18 protein-coding genes are annotated in these 17,957 nt (G+C 59.6%); all 18 read left to right on the top strand.

Features of this window, described 5'->3' with window-relative positions:
* Window positions 1-24: 24 nt before the first annotated feature.
* Window positions 25-1,314 carry a 6-hydroxymethylpterin diphosphokinase MptE-like protein gene (locus L8H52_RS25900; protein ID WP_242209429.1) on the top strand — a complete coding sequence of 430 codons (1,290 nt, stop codon included), beginning with the start codon at window positions 25-27 and terminating at the stop codon, window positions 1,312-1,314.
* The gene (locus L8H52_RS25905) at window positions 1,311-1,577 is read left to right on the top strand and encodes a hypothetical protein (RefSeq protein ID WP_242209438.1); all 267 of its coding nucleotides are present in this window, start codon (window positions 1,311-1,313) and stop codon (window positions 1,575-1,577) included. The genes L8H52_RS25900 and L8H52_RS25905 overlap by 4 nt, the downstream gene beginning before the upstream one ends.
* Before the next feature lie 242 nt (window positions 1,578-1,819).
* The gene (locus L8H52_RS25910) at window positions 1,820-2,671 is read left to right on the top strand and encodes a flagellin domain-containing protein (protein ID WP_242209440.1); all 852 of its coding nucleotides are present in this window, start codon (window positions 1,820-1,822) and stop codon (window positions 2,669-2,671) included.
* A 73-nt stretch (window positions 2,672-2,744) separates the two neighbouring features.
* On the top strand, window positions 2,745-3,101 hold the full coding sequence (locus tag L8H52_RS25915; protein ID WP_064390852.1) for a flagellar protein FlaG: 357 nt from the start codon (window positions 2,745-2,747) through the stop codon (window positions 3,099-3,101).
* An 82-nt stretch (window positions 3,102-3,183) separates the two neighbouring features.
* Window positions 3,184-4,641 carry a flagellar filament capping protein FliD gene (gene fliD / locus L8H52_RS25920; RefSeq protein ID WP_242209442.1) on the top strand — a complete coding sequence of 486 codons (1,458 nt, stop codon included), beginning with the start codon at window positions 3,184-3,186 and terminating at the stop codon, window positions 4,639-4,641.
* A gap of 129 nt (window positions 4,642-4,770) precedes the next feature.
* A complete protein-coding gene (fliS, locus tag L8H52_RS25925; protein ID WP_123376255.1) occupies window positions 4,771-5,166 on the top strand; it encodes a flagellar export chaperone FliS in 396 nt (131 codons plus the stop codon).
* A 10-nt stretch (window positions 5,167-5,176) separates the two neighbouring features.
* Window positions 5,177-5,473, top strand: coding sequence for a hypothetical protein (locus tag L8H52_RS25930; protein WP_016984299.1), 297 nt, complete (start codon window positions 5,177-5,179; stop codon window positions 5,471-5,473).
* A gap of 172 nt (window positions 5,474-5,645) precedes the next feature.
* On the top strand, window positions 5,646-7,121 hold the full coding sequence (locus L8H52_RS25935) for a sigma-54 dependent transcriptional regulator (RefSeq protein WP_016984300.1): 1,476 nt from the start codon (window positions 5,646-5,648) through the stop codon (window positions 7,119-7,121).
* Window positions 7,122-7,248: 127 nt separating this feature from the next.
* A complete protein-coding gene (locus L8H52_RS25940; protein WP_242209484.1) occupies window positions 7,249-8,442 on the top strand; it encodes an ATP-binding protein in 1,194 nt (397 codons plus the stop codon).
* Between the two features lie 5 nt (window positions 8,443-8,447).
* A complete protein-coding gene (locus tag L8H52_RS25945) occupies window positions 8,448-9,842 on the top strand; it encodes a sigma-54 dependent transcriptional regulator (protein ID WP_242209448.1) in 1,395 nt (464 codons plus the stop codon).
* A 128-nt stretch (window positions 9,843-9,970) separates the two neighbouring features.
* Window positions 9,971-10,300 (top strand): flagellar hook-basal body complex protein FliE, encoded by a 330-nt coding sequence (gene fliE, locus L8H52_RS25950; RefSeq protein WP_064119537.1) that lies wholly within the window; start codon window positions 9,971-9,973, stop codon window positions 10,298-10,300.
* Window positions 10,301-10,315: 15 nt separating this feature from the next.
* A complete protein-coding gene (gene fliF, locus L8H52_RS25955) occupies window positions 10,316-12,103 on the top strand; it encodes a flagellar basal-body MS-ring/collar protein FliF (RefSeq protein ID WP_242209449.1) in 1,788 nt (595 codons plus the stop codon).
* Window positions 12,096-13,115 (top strand): flagellar motor switch protein FliG, encoded by a 1,020-nt coding sequence (fliG, locus tag L8H52_RS25960; protein ID WP_007920042.1) that lies wholly within the window; start codon window positions 12,096-12,098, stop codon window positions 13,113-13,115. Before fliF ends, fliG begins: the two co-directional genes overlap by 8 nt.
* A gap of 4 nt (window positions 13,116-13,119) precedes the next feature.
* Window positions 13,120-13,926, top strand: coding sequence for a flagellar assembly protein FliH (gene fliH, locus L8H52_RS25965; RefSeq protein ID WP_242209450.1), 807 nt, complete (start codon window positions 13,120-13,122; stop codon window positions 13,924-13,926).
* Window positions 13,916-15,274, top strand: a complete 1,359-nt coding sequence (gene fliI / locus L8H52_RS25970; protein WP_064119534.1) for a flagellar protein export ATPase FliI — start codon at window positions 13,916-13,918, stop codon at window positions 15,272-15,274. Before fliH ends, fliI begins: the two co-directional genes overlap by 11 nt.
* 6 nt (window positions 15,275-15,280) lie before the next feature.
* Window positions 15,281-15,733, top strand: coding sequence for a flagellar export protein FliJ (gene fliJ, locus L8H52_RS25975; RefSeq protein WP_242209451.1), 453 nt, complete (start codon window positions 15,281-15,283; stop codon window positions 15,731-15,733).
* A 190-nt stretch (window positions 15,734-15,923) separates the two neighbouring features.
* Window positions 15,924-16,229 (top strand): STAS domain-containing protein, encoded by a 306-nt coding sequence (locus tag L8H52_RS25980; RefSeq protein WP_242209452.1) that lies wholly within the window; start codon window positions 15,924-15,926, stop codon window positions 16,227-16,229.
* 5 nt (window positions 16,230-16,234) lie between these two features.
* On the top strand, window positions 16,235-17,938 hold the full coding sequence (locus L8H52_RS25985) for a fused response regulator/phosphatase (RefSeq protein WP_242209453.1): 1,704 nt from the start codon (window positions 16,235-16,237) through the stop codon (window positions 17,936-17,938).
* The last annotated feature ends 19 nt before the right edge of the window (window positions 17,939-17,957 follow it).

Genomic DNA, 17,957 nt, shown 5'->3' on the forward strand with positions numbered 1-17,957 from the left:
GCCTGAACGGGAGCGCGAGGCGCCATGAGCGAGTTTTTTCAAGCCAATGCCGAGGTGTTGCAACGGCGCTGGCCGGCGCTGTTCGAGCGACTGATGGCTGAAGACAGTACGGTCGTTCCCGCTGAATTGGTGCAGGGGCTTGGTTCTACGCTGAGCGTCAACGGCATCCAGCTCACCAGTCGTCACGATCGTCTCCATGAAGCGCAGACTCAGGCGGCGAGCCTGCCCGACAAGCCGCAGTTGCATGTCTATGGCACCGCTCTCGGGGATTTGCCTGCTGTGCTGCTCGAGCGCGAAGGACTGCAACGGTTGTACGTGCACATCCTCAACGGCGCGTTGTTCGCGCTAGTGCTGCAACTGCTTGATCAGCGCCAGTGGCTGGAAGATCCGCGCGTCGAGTTGTTCTACGCCGGTGACCTCTCGGACATTTGCTCGCCGTTTTTTGCGCTGCCTGCCGAAATGTTGCTGGCCGATGACTTCAGCGCGAAGATCCGCGATCGGCTGGTCAACGAAGTTCATCTGAGTTTCAACAATCGTGAATTCGATGCGCAGTCGCCGTTCATTCAACAGCGTTTGCAGGACTGTTTGCCGGTGCTGCTCGGCGATGACGATGTGGCGCAACTGTTTGGTAAGTGCACCGACCGGGAAATCTATGTGATCGGTACCGGGCCGACACTGGAAGGTCATTTTGAGCGTCTGGCGGCGGTGCGCCGACAAGCAGTTCGGCCACTGTTCATCTGCGTCGACACGGCTTACCGGCCGTTGCTTGAGCAGGGGATCGTTCCGGATCTGGTGGTCACCATTGATCAACGCATCAGCTTTCGGCATCTGCCGTTCGAAGCATCCGACGATATCCCGCTGGTGTATTTGCCCATGAGCGACCCCGAAGTCCTTCGCGCCTGGAAGGGCAAGCGCTACGGTGGCTACTCGGCCAGTCCGGTGTATGCGCAATTGCGTGAAGAGTATCCGCGCGGGGAGTTGCATGTGGGGGGCAGCGTGATTCACCCGGCGGTGGATCTGGCGGTCAAACTGGGCACGAACCGCATCACCTTGTTTGGTGCTGACTTCGCTTTCCCGATGAACAAGACCCATGCGGGTTGGGGTGACGGCGAACTCGGGCCGGGGGTGAGTCAGGCGCGGCACTGGGTGCGCGACGGCAATGGTCAGCGGGTCAGCACGCAACTGAACTTCCGTGGCTATTTATGCGTGCTTGAGCGCTTTATCGCTGCGCACCCGCACGTGCAGTTTTTCAACAGCAGCAGGGCGGGCGCGCTGATCGCCGGAACGCAATTCAATCAGGAGTTTGTGCAATGACGGCGATGGAAACGTGCATCGGTGAATGCCGTCAATGTGCAGGTCTGTTTCGGCTGGGGCGTGATGTCGAGGCTGCCTTGATCATGGTCGATGTCTTCGAGGGAGCGCAGCAATTACTGCTGTCCGCACCCGTTGATGCTCAGCAGCTGTGGGCTCAGGTGCTCACGCAAATGCTCGATTGCCAGGAACGCCAGGACTGGCTGGGACTGGCTGACTATATGGAATACGAACTGGTCGAATTGCTGCACAGCGTCCCGGCCTGAACACGCCGACAGCGCTGGCCTGCAGGTTTGCGCAGCAGTCGGTTTTATGGCGTCATTTTTTCGCGGTAGGTGTGCTGCTAAGTCGTTGTTTTCTTGGGGGTGGCAGGGTGATGGCAAATTTTTTTCAAAAAGCCCTCAAGCAACCTGCAAACCCGACGATAACTATTACGAAGGTTCTCTAGGCCATACCCGGCGGTTGCCAGGGCCGGAAGCCGCAGTACCCAACCAACGAGGAATTCGTCATGGCTTTAACAGTAAACACCAACACCACATCGTTGAACGTTCAGAAAAACCTGAACCGCGCTTCCGACGCTCTGTCGACTTCGATGCAGCGCCTGTCTTCCGGCCTGAAAATCAACAGCGCTAAAGACGACGCCGCTGGCCTGCAGATCTCCACTCGTATGCAATCGCAAATCCGCGGTGGCAACCAGGCTATCCAGAACGCCAACGACGGTATCTCCGTTGCTCAGACTGCTGAAGGCGCTCTGCAAGCTACTACCGACATCCTGCAGCGTATGCGTGAACTGGCTGTTAAAGCACGTACCGGCACCAACGGCACTGCTGACCAGAAAGCGACCAACAAAGAATTCGCCGACATGTCGGACGAAATCACCCGTATCGCAGCTTCCACCAACCTGAACGGCAAAAACCTGCTGGACGGTTCGGCTGGTACTGTGACTCTGCAAGTTGGCGCAAACACCGGTACTGCTAACCACATCGACCTGGTACTGAGCTCCAAGTTCGACGCCGTCAGCCTGTCCGTGGACAAAGGTACCCTGGCTCTGACCGGTACTGACGCTGCTACCGCTGGTAGCAACATCGACAACGCTATCACTGCAATCGACGCTGCTATCGCTGCGATCGGTGATACCCGTGCCAGCCTGGGTGCTTCGCAAAACCGTCTGACCAGCACCATCGCCAACCTGCAGAACATCGTTGAGAACACCACTGCTGCACAGGGTCGTGTACAAGACACCGACTTCGCCGCAGAAACTGCTAACCTGACCAAGCAGCAAACTCTGCAGCAGGCTTCGACCTCCGTTCTGGCTCAAGCCAACCAACTGCCTTCCGCTGTACTGAAGCTGCTTCAGTAATTTCGGATCGAGTTTGGGCGGGGGAGTGCGCTGGTCGTGCTCTCTCGCCCTTTTACGTTAGGAGGTGATGAGCATGGACATGAGCGTCAAGCTTAACCAGTCTTATCCGGCTCCCAAGCCAGTCACGCCGGTTGCTGACAAACCGTCAGAAACGCCGAAAGTTGCCAAGACTGAAGCGCCGGTCGCTGCCAAGAGTCAGGTTACGGACGACGCCAAGTTGAAACTGGCGGTGCAGGAGATCGAGAAGTTCGTTCAATCGATCAAGCGCAATCTGGAGTTCTCGATCGACGAGCATTCCGGGAAGGTCATCGTCAAGGTGATCGCAAGCGAGACGGGTGAGGTCGTTCGACAGATTCCCTCCGCAGAAGCCCTCAAGCTGGCAGACAGTCTGGCCAATGCGAGTCACGTATTGTTCGACGCCAAAGTCTGATAGCTGGCATGAATAATGTTTGTCCATTCTCAGGACGCGTGTAACGGTCAAAAGAATGGCAACAATCTGAAGGGAGATGCACATGGCAAGTCCAATTCTACCGGGTTCCGGACTGGGTTCCGGCCTGGACATCGGTGCGATCGTCACCGCGCTGGTCAACGCCGACAAGGCGCCAAAGCAGACGCAGATCGATACCGCCACCAAAGCCAACACGCTGAAGATTTCCGGTATCGGTTCGCTGAAGAGCGCGTTGACCGCGTTCCAGACGGCAATGACCAATCTGAGCAGCAAGACCAATCCTGCATTTGCCGGCTTTACCGCGACTTCCAGCAACACCAACCTGACCGCTACTTCCGACAGCACCGCTGTTGCGGGCAATTACAATGTTGTCGTCAGTCAATTGGCCACTGGCTCGAAAATCGCCAGCGCCTCTTTCGCCGGCGGTGCCGCCAGTGCCATTCCGAGTGGTACCCTGAAAATCAGTCAGAATGGCACTGATTACAATGTCGACATTCCGGCCAATGCCACGTTGCAGACTACCCGCGACGCCATCAACAAGGCTCAGGGTGCCAACGGCATTTCTGCCAACATCGTGACCGACAGCACCGGTGCTTCGCGCCTGGTGATCAGTTCGAGCAAGACCGGAGAAGGTTCTGACCTTACCGTCAGTGGTATTGCCGGTCTGGAAATCGATGGTACCCAGGCGATGGGCGCTAGCCCGGCTGCAGGCGCTTCAGGCGCCGTCAACGGCGTTGCGAAAAACGCCAAGCTGACCATCGACGGCCTCGAGGTCACCAGCAAAAGCAACACGGTGAGCGGCGCAATCAGTGGTTTGACCCTGAATCTGACGACGGTCAGCGAGGGCACACCGCCGAGCAAGCCTACAGCTGTCACCGTGGACGCCAACACCAAAGGTCTGCAGACATCGATTCAGTCGTTCGTCGATGCTTACAACACCTTGAAGACCACCATCGATACGCTGTCCAAGGCGACGCCGGATGCCGATGGCAAGCTGACCGTGCAAGCGGCATTCACCGGTGATGCGATGCCGCGCTCGCTGATTGCTGATGTGCGTGCCGAGTTGACCAACACGGGGGCTGGCGGTCCGTTGGCGGTGCTGTCGCAGTTGGGTGTGATGACCGACCGCAACACCGGTAACCTGACGTTCGATACCGCCGCATTCAACAAAACCATGGATCAGCCAGGCATGACTGGCCAGGTTCAGCAGTTGTTCACCGGCACCGACGACACCAATGGTCTGTTGGCACGCATGAGCAAGGCGGTCGACCCGTACCTCAAGCCGGCGGCGGGTAACGTCAGCGGTACCGGTCTGCTCGATCAGCGCATGGCCATTCTCACCAAAAACACCAAAAGCCTGACCGACCAGCAACTGGCGCTGGATCTGCGTGTCGCCAACCTGACCAAGACGTTGACTGCCAAGTACAACGCCATGGACTTGCTGGTAGGGCAGATGAAGGCGACGGCGAGCAGCATTACCTCGTTCTTCACCTCGCTGAACGCTCAGCAGTCCGCGAAGTAACAGACAGGCACGACAAAAACCCGGCTACGCTTTATCGGCGTGTGCCGGGTTTTTGTCTTTTGATCTAAAGTTCTCTGATTCGTTGGCGATACACTGGATAGACGAGTCATTGTGGCAATGAGGTAGAACATGAATCCGATGTTAGCCCTTCGGCAGTACCAGAAAGTCGGCGCGCACGCACAGACATCCGAAGCGAGCCCGCACCGTCTGGTGCAAATGTTGATGGAAGGTGGTCTGGGGCGTATCGCTGAGGCCAAGGGCGCCATTGAGCGCAAGGACATTGCTGCCAAGTGCACGGCCATCAGCAAGGCCGTTGGCATCATTGGCGGCCTGTGTGAGGGTCTGGATCTGGAAAACAGCGCCGAGTCGGTGGCTGAGCTCAACCAGCTCTACATCTACATGATGAAACGGCTTGCCGAGGCCAACCTCAAGAGTGATCCGAAGATCCTCGACGAGGTTGCCGGTCTGCTGCGCACTGTGAAGGAAGGTTGGGACGGCATCGCTCCACCAGGCCCCCAGTTTTAAGGAGATCGTCATGAGTCTTGTATTGCAGCGAATCGCCGATACCCGCGAAGCATTGGTCACTGCCTTGGCCGAGCGCAACTGGGAAGCCATTGGCGAGCTGGATCTGGCTTGCCGTTCCTGCATGGAAGACGTCATGGCTGAGGCTGCGCTGGATGAAGTCGCATTGCGCGACAACCTTGAGGAGTTGCTCCATGTCTACAAGGAGCTTCTTGAGGTGGCCATGGGTGAGCGGCAAGCGATAGCCAACGAGATGTCGCAGATCACCCAAGCGCAAAAGGCGGCAAAGGTTTACCATCTGTTTGGTTAATTAACCCCCAGTTAATCCAGACATGTGCGCCATAAATTTGACTGTGCACGGTTTTTTGACTTAACTAGTGGCTGTTTTCAGATTTCAGGCGTCTACAGGCACATGGTGTCCTGCAAGCGTCTCGCTTGCCCCATTTTTCGGGCATTGAGTTGACTAGGGAAGTTGCTATTGCATGTGGCGTGAAACCAAAATTCTGCTGATCGATGACGATAGCGTCCGCCGCCGCGACCTGGCGGTGATTCTAAATTTTCTTGGCGAAGAAAATTTACCCTGCGGCAGCCATGACTGGCAGCAGGCAGTCGGCTCTTTGTCGTCTAGTCGTGAAGTCATTTGCGTACTGATCGGGACCGTTAATGCTCCTGGCGCGCTTTTGGGCTTGCTAAAGACACTCTCAACCTGGGATGAGTTCCTTCCGGTTTTGTTGATGGGCGATAATTCTTCCGTTGACCTGCCCGAAGACCAGCGTCGCCGAGTGCTTTCGACCCTCGAAATGCCGCCCAGCTACAGCAAATTGCTCGATTCGCTGCACCGTGCCCAGGTCTATCGCGAGATGTATGACCAGGCCCGCGAGCGCGGTCGTCATCGCGAACCCAATCTGTTCCGCAGCCTCGTCGGCACCAGCCGTGCGATCCAGCACGTGCGCCAGATGATGCAGCAGGTCGCCGACACCGACGCCAGCGTGCTGATCCTCGGCGAGTCCGGCACCGGCAAGGAAGTGGTTGCGCGTAACCTGCATTACCATTCCAAGCGTCGCGATGCGCCATTCGTGCCGGTCAACTGCGGGGCGATCCCGGCCGAGCTGCTCGAAAGCGAATTGTTCGGCCATGAGAAGGGCGCCTTCACTGGCGCGATCACCAGTCGTGCCGGGCGTTTCGAACTGGCCAACGGCGGTACGCTGTTCCTCGACGAAATCGGCGACATGCCGCTGCCGATGCAGGTCAAGCTGCTGCGCGTCCTGCAGGAACGCACCTTCGAACGCGTGGGCAGCAACAAGACCCAGAGCGTCGACGTGCGTATCATTGCCGCGACCCACAAGAATCTCGAAAGCATGATCGAGATCGGCACCTTCCGCGAAGACCTCTACTATCGCCTGAACGTGTTCCCGATCGAGATGGCGCCGCTGCGTGAGCGTGTCGAAGACATCCCGCTGCTGATGAACGAACTGATCTCGCGCATGGAACACGAAAAGCGTGGCTCGATCCGTTTCAACTCGGCAGCGATCATGTCGCTGTGCCGTCACGGCTGGCCGGGCAACGTCCGTGAGCTGGCCAACCTGGTCGAGCGCATGGCGATCATGCATCCGTACGGGGTGATCGGCGTTGTCGAACTGCCGAAGAAATTCCGCTACGTCGACGACGAAGACGAGCAAATGGTCGACAGCCTGCGCAGCGATCTCGAAGAGCGCGTGGCGATCAACGGCCATACGCCGGACTTCACCGCCAACGCCATGCTGCCGCCGGAAGGCCTGGACCTGAAAGACTACCTCGGTGGTCTGGAGCAGGGCCTGATCCAGCAGGCGCTGGACGATGCCAATGGCATTGTGGCGCGTGCCGCTGAGCGCTTGCGCATTCGTCGTACCACGCTGGTCGAGAAGATGCGCAAGTACGGCATGAGCCGACGCGATGGTGATGAACAGGCGGATGATTGACGCCTGTTTTTCAACTGCTTCATTTGTAAGCGGTTTTTTTTAGGCACGGGTATTGCTACAGCCCTCGCAACGTTCCGTTTAACTGACGGTCAGCCAAGCGAGAAGCACAATGCCCCAAGCCGCCCAGATGTCTTCTGCCTCCAGTCCCGAGGGGCAACCGTCCTCCGTAGAACAGGCAAGCCGACAGGGTCTTGAGCAGGCTTTCGAGCTGTTCAGCCAGATGTCCAGCCAACTGACAGACTCCTACAGCATGCTTGAAGCGCGGGTAACCGAGCTCAAGGGTGAGCTGGCAGTGGTCAGCGCCCAGCGCATGCAGGAGCTGGCGGAAAAAGAGCGCTTGGCCAATCGTCTGCAAAACCTTCTTGATCTGTTGCCAGGTGGTGTCATCGTCATCGACGGTCACGGCATGGTGCACGAGGCCAACCCGGCCGCCAGCGAATTGCTCGGTCTGCCGCTTGAGGGCGAATTGTGGCGCCACGTCATTGCCCGCTGCTTCGCCCCGCGTGAAGACGACGGTCATGAAATCTCCCTGAAAAATGGTCGACGCCTGTCGATTGCCACCCGCTCGCTGGACGCCGAGCCGGGGCAATTGGTGCTGCTCAACGACCTGACAGAAACCCGTCATCTGCAAGATCAACTGGCGCGCCACGAGCGTTTGTCTTCGCTCGGCCGTATGGTCGCCTCGCTGGCGCATCAGATCCGCACACCGTTGTCCGCCGCTTTGCTTTACGCCAGTCATTTGACTGAGCAGGAGTTGCCGGTCGCCACCCAGCAGCGTTTCGCCGGGCGCCTGAAAGAGCGCCTGCACGAGCTGGAGCATCAGGTGCGTGACATGCTGGTGTTCGCTCGCGGGGAATTGCCCCTTACCGATCGCCTTACGCCGAATGCGCTGATGCAAGCGCTGCAAGCCGCCGCGCTGACCCATGTGCAGGAACTGCCAATCCGCTGGCAGTGCGACAGTCATGTCGGCGAACTGCTGTGCAATCGCGACACGCTGGTCGGGGCGCTGTTGAACCTGATTGAAAACGCGATTCAGGCCAGTGCCGGCGACGTTCGCTTGAAAGTGCATTGCTACACCCGCGACAACAGTCTGCGCCTGTGCATCAGCGACAGTGGCAGCGGCATCGAACCGGCTGTTCTGGCGCGGCTCGGCGAACCGTTTTTTACCACCAAGGTCACTGGCACTGGCCTCGGCCTGACCGTGGTCAAAGCGGTGGCGCGGGCACATCAGGGAGAATTGCTGCTGCGTTCGCGAGTCGGGCGTGGCACGTGCGCGCAGGTCATCCTGCCGCTGTTTTCCGCAGTACAGGGAGCTGAGTGAACGTCATGGGCATCAAGGTTTTGCTGGTCGAGGATGACCGCTCGTTGCGCGAGGCGCTGGCTGATACGTTGTTGCTGGCCGGCCACGATTACCAAGCGGTCGGGTGCGCTGAAGACGCGTTGACGGCTGTCACGCGCGAAGCGTTCAGTCTGGTGGTCAGTGACGTCAATATGCCCGGTATGGATGGTCATCAGCTGCTCGCGCTGTTGCGTGCTCGCCAGCCACAATTGCCGGTGTTGCTGATGACTGCTCATGGTGCCGTCGAGCGCGCAGTCGATGCGATGCGCCAAGGTGCGGCGGACTATCTGGTCAAGCCGTTTGAGCCCAGGGCTTTGCTTGATCTGGTGGCGCGGCATGCACTGGGCACTATTATTGGCACGAGCGAAAGTGAAGGCCCGATTGCCGTTGAGCCGGCCAGTGCGCAGCTTCTCGAATTGGCCGCACGAGTGGCGCGCAGCGATTCCACTGTGTTGATTTCCGGCGAGTCCGGTACCGGTAAAGAAGTGCTGGCGCGTTACATTCACCAGCAATCCCATCGCGCCAGCCAGCCGTTCATTGCGATCAACTGCGCGGCGATCCCGGACAACATGCTCGAGGCGACGCTGTTCGGTCACGAGAAGGGTTCGTTCACCGGTGCCATCGCGGCGCAAGCCGGCAAATTCGAACAGGCGGACGGCGGCACATTACTGCTCGACGAAATCTCCGAAATGCCCCTCGGCCTGCAAGCCAAACTGCTGCGCGTGCTGCAGGAGCGTGAGGTCGAGCGGGTGGGCGCGCGCAAGCCGATCGCTCTGGATATTCGCGTGGTCGCCACCACCAACCGCGATCTGGCGGGCGAAGTGGCAGCGGGGCGTTTCCGTGAAGACCTTTATTACCGTTTGTCGGTTTTCCCCCTCGCCTGGCGTCCACTTCGCGAGCGCACTGCCGATATCTTGCCGCTGGCCGAAAGGTTGTTGGCCAAGCACGTCAATAAAATGAAGCATGCTGCGGCAAAACTCTCGTCTGAGGCGCAAGCGTGTCTGACGGCTTACCCATGGCCGGGCAATGTGCGTGAACTGGATAACGCCATTCAGCGCGCGTTGATCCTGCAGCAGGGTGGCCTGATTCAGCCGCAGGATTTCTGTCTGGCCGGTCCTGTGACGTACACCGCGCTGCCCGTCGCAGCGCAGGTGAATTCAGTGATTCGCGAGGTAGAGATCGAAGCGGATTCTGCCGGTGCACTGGGCGATGACCTGCGCCGCCGGGAGTTTCAGATGATCATCGACACCCTGCGCACCGAGCGTGGCCGGCGCAAGGAGGCTGCGGAAAAACTCGGCATCAGCCCGCGCACCCTGCGCTACAAACTGGCGCAAATGCGTGATGCCGGGATGGACGTCGAAGGTTATCTGTTCGCCACCTGAGACGTGCCGCAAGAAATTGAAAAGGCTTTTCTGAAAGGGGTGTCCATGAGCTGGCACCCTTGTTGCTAATACCTGTGTACCCGCCGAGTGAGTGTCAAAAAATTGCGGGCCGCCCAAGAGAGTAGACCATGAGCCAAGGTATTGAATTTAATCGGTTGATGACAGACATGAAGGCCATGAAGCTGGATGCCATGTCTGCACCGAAATCGACGACCGCTGTCCCTGAACTGGCGGGCAGCAGCTTTTCCGACATGCTCGGTCAGGCGATCAATAAGGTCAGCGATACCCAGACCGCGTCGACTCAGTTGGCCAACGCATTTGAAGTGGGCAAGAGCGGCGTCGATCTGACGGACGTGATGATCGCTTCGCAAAAAGCCAGCGTGTCGTTCCAGGCTCTGACCCAGGTGCGCAACAAGCTGGTTCAGGCTTATCAAGACATCATGCAGATGCCGGTTTAAGGACGAGATTGAGTCATGGCAGAAGCAGTCGCCGATAACGTTCCGGCCAAGGCCACCCCGATAGACGGCAAACCGCCGCTGTTCGGCCTGTCCTTCCTGGAAAACCTCTCCGAGATGACCATGCTGCGTCAGGTGGGCCTGTTGGTCGGCCTGGCTGCGAGCGTGGCGATTGGCTTTGCCGTGGTGCTGTGGTCGCAGCAGCCGGATTACCGTCCGTTGTACGGCAGCCTTGCCGGCATGGACGCCAAGCAGGTCATGGACACCCTGGCCGCCGCCGACATTCCTTACAACGTCGAACCGAACTCCGGTGCCTTGCTGGTCAAGGCCGACGACCTGTCCCGTGCGCGGATGAAACTCGCCGCTGCTGGTGTCACTCCCAGCGACGGCAACATCGGTTTCGAAATCCTCGACAAGGAACAAGGTCTGGGCACCAGCCAGTTCATGGAAGCGACGCGTTATCGTCGCGGCCTCGAAGGTGAACTGGCGCGGACCATCTCCAGCCTGAACAACGTCAAGGGTGCTCGTGTGCACCTGGCGATTCCAAAGAGCTCGGTGTTCGTGCGTGATGAGCGCAAGCCAAGTGCTTCGGTATTGGTTGAGCTGTACTCCGGTCGTTCGCTGGAGCCAGGCCAGGTCATTGCGATCATCAATCTGGTGGCGACTTCCGTTCCCGAGCTGAGCAAATCGCAGATCACCGTCGTCGACCAGAAGGGCACTTTGCTCTCTGATCAGGCGGAGAATTCCGAAATGACCATGGCCGGCAAGCAGTTCGATTACAGCCGTCGCATGGAAAGCATGCTCACCCAGCGCGTGCACAACATTCTGCAACCGGTACTGGGCAACGATCGCTACAAGGCGGAAGTTTCGGCCGATATCGACTTCAATGCCGTCGAGTCGACTGCCGAGCAGTTCAACCCGGATCAACCGGCGTTGCGCAGCGAGCAGTCGGTCAACGAACAACGCACCGCCAGCAATGGCCCGCAAGGTGTACCGGGTGCCCTGAGCAACCAGCCACCGTCGCCAGCCTCTGCGCCGCAAACCACTGGTGGTGCCGCAGCGCCAGCCGCCATGGTGCAGCCAGGTCAGCCATTGGTTGATGCCAACGGTCAGCAGATCATGGACCCGGCCACCGGCCAGCCGATGCTCGCGCCGTACCCGGCCGACAAGCGTCAGCAATCGACCAAGAACTTCGAACTCGACCGTTCCATCAGCCACACCAAACAGCAGCAGGGTCGCCTGAATCGCCTGTCGGTGTCGGTGGTGGTCGACGATCAGGTCAAGATCAACGCGGCCAACGGTGAAACCACCCGCGCGCCGTGGAGCGCCGACGAATTGGCGCGCTTCACCCGTCTGGTCCAGGACGCCGTCGGTTTCGACGCCAGCCGTGGCGACAGCGTCAGCGTGATCAACATGCCGTTCTCCGCCGAGCGCGGCGAAGTGATTGCCGATATTCCGTTCTACTCCCAGCCATGGTTCTGGGACATCGTCAAACAAGTGCTGGGTGTGTTGTTCATCCTGGTGCTGGTGTTTGGTGTGCTGCGTCCGGTGCTCAACAACATCACCGGCGGCGGCAAAGGCAAGGAGCTGGCCGGTCTGGGCAGCGACGTGGAACTCGGCGGGATGGGCGGCCTGGACGGCGAACTTTCCAACGACCGCGTGAGCCTCGGTGGTCCGCAGAGCATTCTGTTGCCGAGCCCAAGTGAGGGTTATGACGCGCAACTGAATGCAATCAAGAGTCTGGTGGCCGAGGATCCGGGTCGCGTGGCTCAGGTCGTGAAAGAGTGGATTAACGCAGATGAGTGATAACCGAGCCGCAACCGTCAAACTGAACAAGGTCGACAAAGCCGCGATTCTGCTGCTGTCCCTGGGTTCGACCGATGCCGCACAAGTGTTGCGCCACATGGGCCCGAAAGAGGTTCAGCGCGTCGGCGTGGCCATGGCGCAGATGGGCAATGTCCATCGCGAACAGGTCGAGCAGGTCATGAGCGAGTTCGTCGACATCGTCGGCGACCAGACCAGCCTCGGCGTCGGTTCCGACGACTACGTGCGCAAAATGCTCACCCAGGCCCTGGGTGAAGACAAGGCCAACGGCCTGATCGACCGCATCCTGCTCGGTGGCAACACCAGTGGCCTCGACAGCCTGAAATGGATGGAGCCGCGCGCCGTTGCCGACGTGATCCGTTACGAACACCCGCAGATTCAGGCGATCGTTGTCGCGTACCTCGACCCGGATCAGGCCGGTGAAGTGCTCGGCAACTTCGACCACAAGGTGCGTCTGGACATCATCCTGCGCGTTTCGTCGTTGAACACCGTGCAGCCAGCAGCACTGAAAGAGCTTAACCAGATTCTCGAGAAGCAGTTCTCCGGCAACTCGAATGCCTCGCGCACCACCCTGGGTGGCATCAAGCGTGCGGCGGACATCATGAACTTCCTCGACAGCTCGATCGAAGGCCAGCTCATGGACTCGATCCGCGAAGTCGACGAAGACCTGTCCGGTCAGATCGAAGACCTCATGTTCGTGTTCAACAACCTCGCCGATGTCGACGACCGTGGTATTCAGGCGTTGCTGCGCGAAGTGTCTTCCGACGTGCTGGTGCTGGCCCTCAAGGGGTCGGACGAAGGCGTCAAAGAAAAGATCTTCAAGAACATGTCCAAGCGTGCCGCCGAACTGTTGCGCGACGACCTCGAGGCCAAAGGCCCGGTGCGCGTCAGCGACGTCGAAACCGCGCAGAAAGAAATCCTCACCATTGCCCGTCGTATGGCCGAAGCCGGCGAGATCGTTCTCGGTGGCAAAGGTGGCGAGGAAATGATCTAAGCCCATGGACAAGCACGACGACGATGTGACGGATCTGATCCGTGCCCGCGATGTCCGTGGTTTCGAATCCTGGGCCATGCCCAGCTTCGATCCGCCGAAGCCGGAACCCGAGCCTGAGCCGGAACCCGAACCGCCGGAAATGGAAGAAGTGCCGCTGGAAGAAGTCCAGCCACTGACTCTGGAAGAACTCGAAAGCATTCGTCAGGAGGCTTACAACGAGGGTTTCGGCATCGGCGAAAAGGAAGGTTTTCACAGCGCCACGCTCAAGGTGCGTCAGGAAGCCGAGGTAGCGCTGAGCGCCAAACTCGCCAGCCTTGAGCAACTGATGGCGAACCTGTTCGAGCCGATCGCCGAGCAAGATACGCAGATCGAAAAGTCGCTGGTCGACCTTGTGCAACACATCACCAAACAGGTGATCAAGCGCGAACTGGCCATCGATTCCAGCCAGATCGAACACGTCATGCGCGATGCCCTCAAGCTGTTGCCGCTGGGCGTCGACAACGTGCGCCTGTACGTCAATCCGCAGGACTTCGAACAGGCCAAGGCTTTGCGCGAACGTCATGAGGAAACCTGGCGCATCGTCGAAGATGAATCGCTGTTGCCGGGCGGCTGCCGGGTTGAAACCGAGCACAGCCGCATCGATGCGAGCATTGAAACCCGCGTCACTCAGGTCATGGCCAAGCTGTTCGATCAGTTGCACGAGCAGGCTTTGCACCCGGCTGAAGCGGATCTGACGCTGGACATTGCTGAAGACGTAAAACCGGCGGCCTCGCCTGAAGAGCCGCTCGCGGACGCAGCCGATGCGCCTTGAACGCACCAGTTTCGCCAAGCGCCTGAGCACTTACGCTGAGGCCACCGAGATTGCCGGCGCGCCGATTCTCGAAGGCCGCCTGCTGCGCATGGTCGGCCTCACCCTTGAAGCCGAAGGCCTGCGCGCCGCCATGGGCACGCGTTGCCTAGTGATCAATGACGACAGCTATCACCCCTCGCAGGTGGAAGCGGAAGTCATGGGTTTTTCCGGCAGCAAAGTCTTTCTGATGCCAGTCGGCAGTGTCGCCGGCATCGCTCCTGGCGCCCGCGTGGTGCCACTGGCTGATACCGGTCGTTTGCCGATGGGCATGAGCATGCTCGGTCGCGTGCTCGACGGCGCCGGTCGTGCGCTGGATGGCAAGGGTGGCATGAAAGCGGAAGACTGGGTGCCGATGGACGGCCCGACGATCAACCCGCTCAACCGTGACCCGATCAGCGTGCCGCTCGACGTCGGTATCCGTTGCATCAACGGTTTGCTGACAGTCGGCCGTGGCCAGCGTCTGGGCCTGTTCGCCGGTACCGGTGTCGGTAAATCGGTGTTGCTGGGCATGATGACGCGCTTCACCGAGGCCGACATCATCGTCGTCGGCCTGATCGGTGAGCGGGGTCGCGAAGTTAAGGAATTCATCGAGCATAGCCTCGGTGAAGAAGGCCTCAAGCGCTCCGTGGTGGTTGCCTCGCCAGCGGACGATGCGCCGCTGATGCGTCTGCGCGCGGCGATGTATTGCACGCGGATCGCCGAGTATTTCCGCGACAAGGGCAAGAACGTTCTGTTGCTGATGGACTCGCTGACCCGTTTCGCCCAGGCGCAGCGGGAAATCGCCTTGGCCATCGGCGAGCCGCCCGCGACCAAAGGTTATCCGCCGTCGGTGTTCGCCAAGCTGCCGAAGCTGGTGGAGCGCGCCGGTAATGCGGAGAAGGGCGGCGGTTCGATTACCGCGTTCTACACAGTGTTGTCCGAGGGCGATGACCAGCAGGACCCGATTGCCGACTCGGCGCGAGGCGTACTCGACGGCCATATCGTGTTGTCCCGGCGTCTGGCCGAAGAAGGTCACTATCCGGCCATCGACATCGAGGCTTCGATCAGCCGGGTGATGCCGGCGGTGGTTTCGCCGGAACACATGCAGCGCGCGCAATATTTCAAGCAGTTGTGGTCGCGCTACCAGCAGAGCCGCGATCTGATCAGCGTTGGCGCCTACGTTGCCGGTGGCGACCGCGAGACCGATCTGGCGATCTCCCTGCAACCGCAGTTGGTGCGCTATCAGCGTCAGGGCCTCAACGACAAAATCAATATGGGCGAAAGCCAGGCTTACCTCGAAACCCTGTTTGCCCCGGCGGCGGGCGGTTAACCGGTCATGGCCGCCGTCAGTCGAGCCGCGCGTCTGGCGCCGGTGGTGGACATGGCCGAACAGGCCGAGAAAACCGCCGTGCAACGCCTGGGCTATTTTCAGGGTCAGGTAAAGGTCGCCGAAAGCAAACTCGCCGACCTCAATGCCTTCCGTCTGGACTATTCCGAACAATGGATCGTGCGCGGCGCCACCGGCGTGAGCGGGCAATGGTTGCTGGGCTTTCAGGGCTTTCTGGCGCAACTCGACACGGCGGTTGATCAGCAGCGGCAGAGCCTGGTCTGGCACCAGAACAAGCTCGACAAGGCGCGTGAGGAATGGCAACAGGCGTTCGCCAAGGTCGAAGGTCTGCGCAAACTGGTGCAGCGTTATCGCGAAGAGGCGCAACGCCTTGAGGACAAGCGCGAGCAGAAATTGCTCGACGAACTGTCTCAGCGTTTGCCTCGGCAGAATCCCTTCTAAATCGCACCGCTAGACTTTGTGGGAGCGAGCCTGCTCGCGAATGCAACCGGTCAGTTGACTCAAGTGTTGACTGGCACGACGCCTTCGCGAGCAGGCTCGCTCCCACTTTTGTTCCTGCGTTGCGCCTTGCTGCAACCCTGTGCAAGTGCTAAACCTTGTACAGGTTCGTCAATGACAAGGAAGCCAGTCAATGTCAGTCGTTACAGAAGTCTCTCCAGATGGTCAAAAACTGACGATTTCGGTCAGAGGGCGGTTTGATTTTGGTCGCCATCAGGAATTTCGCGAATCTTATGAGCGGCTCGACAAGAAACCCGAATCCATTGTGGTTGATCTGAAAGAAGCTACCTATCTCGACAGTTCGGCACTGGGCATGCTGCTGTTGCTGCGCGATCACGCCGGCGGCGACAATTCGGACGTGCGGGTGGTCAACAGCAACTCCGACGTGCGCAAGATCCTCGCCATCTCAAACTTCGACAAACTCTTCGATATCAGTTGACGGCCATGCAGGCGCAAGAGCCGCTGACCATACTGATCGCCGAAGACAGTGCCGCCGACCGCCTGCTGCTCTCGACCATCGTCCGCCGCCAGGGTCACCAGGTCCTGACAGCGGCCAACGGGGCCGAGGCGGTCGATCTGTTTCGCCGCCAGCAACCCGATCTGGTCTTGATGGACGCGATGATGCCGGTCATGGATGGCTTCGAAGCCGCGCGGCAAATCAAGGCGCTGGCGGGCGAAACGCTGGTGCCGATCATCTTCCTCACGTCGCTGACTGAAAGCGAAGCGCTGGCGCGATGTCTGGAGGCGGGTGGTGACGACTTTCTGGCGAAGCCCTACAACCCCGTGATCCTCGCCGCCAAAATCAAGGCGATGGATCGCTTGCGCCGATTGCAGGCGACCGTGCTGCAACAGCGCGACCTGATCGCCAAACACCACGATTACCTGCTCAACGAACAGCGCGTGGCCAAAGCCGTGTTCGACAAGGTCGCGCACGCCGGCTGCCTGAGCGCGCCGAACATTCGTTACCTGCAATCTCCCTATGCGTTGTTCAACGGCGATTTACTGCTGGCGGCCTACACGCCGGCGGGTGACATGCATGTATTGCTCGGGGATTTCACCGGTCATGGCCTGCCGGCAGCAGTCGGGGCGATGCCCTTGGCCGAGGTGTTTTATGGCATGACCGCCAAGGGTTACGGCCTGGCGGAAACCCTGCGCGAAATGAACGCCAAACTCAAACGCATCCTGCCGGTGGACATGTTCTGTTGTGCGACGCTGCTCTGTCTGAGTTTTCAGCGACGTTCGGTCGAGGTGTGGAACGGCGGCATGCCCGACGGTTATCTGCATCGCATCGCCACGGGTGAGCGTGTGCCGCTGGCGGCGCGACATTTGCCGTTGGGCGTGTTGAGCGCGCAAGCGTTCGACGACTGTACGGAGGTGCATCCGATGGCTGCCGGTGATCGGGTGTTCCTGTTGTCCGACGGCGTGATCGACACCAGCGATGCCAGCGATCAGCTGTTCGGTGTCGAGCGTTTGCAGCGGGTGTTTGCCGCCAATCGTGAGCCGGATCGCTTGTTCGAGGATATCGAGCAGGCGCTGCGGGATTTTCGCGGCGAGGCCCGCGACGATGTCAGCATGGTCGAGGTCAGCCTGCTGGAACCGGCGCAGGTCAAGCCGTCGGCGCCGGTGTATTCCGACAGCGGCCAGTCTTGTCCGCTGGACTGGTCGGTGAGCTTCGAATTCCGTGGCGCGACGCTAAAGCGTTTCAATCCGTTGCCGTACCTGTTGCAGTTGCTGCTTGAGGTGCATGGGCTGCGGGCGCAGAGTGGCGCTTTGTACAGTGTGCTCGCCGAGTTGTATTCCAACGCACTGGAGCATGGCGTGCTGGGGCTGGATTCCGGTCTCAAGCGCGATGCGGCGGGTTTCGCTCGCTACTACCAGCAGCGCAATGAGCGGCTGGAAGCGCTGCAGGACGGTTTCGTGCGCGTGCATTTGCAGGTGCAACCGCAGGGCGAGGGCGGTTGTCTGGTGATTTGCGTGGAAGACAGCGGCAAGGGTTTTGATGTGGCGCGGGTCATGGGGCGGCCGCTGGACGGTGTCCGTTTGTCGGGGCGTGGCGTCAGTCTGGTCCGGCAATTGGGGCGCAACGCCAGTTGGTCGGACGAAGGTCGTAGTGCCCGCGTGGAGTTTTCCTGGGAGGTTGAGGCATAATCCGCGCAATTCTTGATCA

The organism is Pseudomonas sp. CROZ-RG-20F-R04-15 (assembly GCF_022662375.1).
Taxonomy (GTDB): Bacteria; Pseudomonadota; Gammaproteobacteria; order Pseudomonadales; family Pseudomonadaceae; genus Aquipseudomonas.